This window comes from Polaribacter sp. Z014 (assembly GCF_023555435.1).
Taxonomy (GTDB): Bacteria; Bacteroidota; Bacteroidia; order Flavobacteriales; family Flavobacteriaceae; genus Polaribacter.
In genome coordinates this window covers 1-972 of record NZ_JALCZP010000095.1, presented here as the reverse complement: position 1 = coordinate 972, position 972 = coordinate 1, and the positions used below count along the sequence as shown (strand labels likewise).

The window sequence follows — 972 nt, the reverse complement described above, 5'->3', positions numbered from 1 at the left end:
ACAGAGGCTGCTAAAATTTGTGATTTAAATCCGTAGTTATCATAAATTAATCTCATTTCTGAAATTAAATTTAATCCATCTGTAGAAATATCATCTAATCGTCCTAAAAAAGGAGAAACATACGTTGCTCCTGCTTTGGCTGCTAATAATGCTTGTCCTGCAGAAAAAATTAGTGTCATATTCGTTTTAATTCCTTTATCAGAAAAATATTTACACGCTTTTACACCATCTGCAATCATAGGTAGTTTTACCACAATTTGCGAGTGTAACGCTGCTAATTCTTCTCCTTGTTGAATCATTCCATCGTACTCTGTTGCAATTACTTCTGCAGAAACATCTCCTTCTACAATGTCACAAATCTTTTTATAATGATTTAAAATATTTGCTGCTCCTGTAATGCCTTCTTTTGCCATTAAAGATGGATTGGTAGTTACGCCATCTAAAACTCCTAAAGCTTCTGCTTCTGCAATATCATTCAAATTTGCTGTGTCTATAAAAAATTTCATTTGTCTTTAATTTTATACTGTTTTTAAATAATCTAATACTTGTTGACTTACTTTTTCTCCTGTAAATCCAAATTTTTCGTCTAATATGTTTGCTGGTGCTGAATACCCAAAATGATCCAATCCAAACACTTTTCCTGCATCACCCACCAAACCTTCTAAGTTTACTGGTAAGCCTGCTGTTAAGCCGAATAATGGTTTGTTTTTAGGAATCACACTTTGTTGATATTCTTTAGATTGTAATCTAAATACTCCTTCAGAAATTACCGATGCAATGTTTACTTTTAAGCCATTTTTAGCTTCTAAAATTTCTGCTGCAGCGACTAAAGTTGCTACTTCTGAACCATTTGCAACTAATACTACATCAGGGTTTTCTACTTCTTTTACTAAATACCCACCTTTTTCAGAAGCTAATGCTTCTTGATATCTTGATGATGCTCCTTTGGTTGGTAAATCTTTAATTCCTTGT

General features: G+C 32.9%; 2 protein-coding genes. Both read right to left on the bottom strand.

The window, feature by feature from the left end:
- On the bottom strand, nucleotides 1-506 hold a 506-nt coding region (locus MPF19_RS19070; protein ID WP_249989857.1), incomplete at its 3' end, for a transaldolase family protein.
- A gap of 12 nt (nucleotides 507-518) precedes the next feature.
- Nucleotides 519-972 (bottom strand): transketolase-like TK C-terminal-containing protein (locus MPF19_RS19065; protein ID WP_284041598.1); only part of this gene is annotated, 454 nt, incomplete at its 5' end.